Here is a 332-nt window from a genome sequence, read left to right on the forward strand (position 1 = left end):
CATCTTGGCGCGCTGCCAGTTCTCCTTGAACCAGCCGCGCGAGTCGCCGTGGACGGCGAGGTCGACGACCTTCAGGCCCCCGATGCCGGTCTCGGCGACGGAGAGGTCCTTCTCGAATGCGATGTCTGCCATAGATCTATCCCCTCCTACTGGCCCTGGGCCCTGTACCTGGCCTCGGTGGCCTCCTTGGCGGGGCGCCACCAGGACTCGTTGGCGACGTACCAGTCGATGGTGGCCTTGAGCCCCTCGGCGAAGTCGGTGTGGGCCGGCCTCCAGCCGAGCTCGCGCTGCAGCTTGGTGGAGTCGATGGCGTAGCGGCGGTCGTGGCCGGG

At 68.4% G+C, this 332-nt stretch carries 1 pseudogene; it reads right to left on the reverse strand.

From position 1 onward, the window contains the following. Positions 1–146: 146 nt before the first annotated feature. Positions 147–332, reverse strand: a pseudogene (locus DWZ22_RS10105) (dTDP-glucose 4,6-dehydratase); the annotation flags it as partial.

Origin of the sequence: Collinsella sp. AF31-11 (assembly GCF_003475605.1) — a bacterium.
In the GTDB taxonomy this organism is placed as follows: domain Bacteria; phylum Actinomycetota; class Coriobacteriia; order Coriobacteriales; family Coriobacteriaceae; genus Collinsella.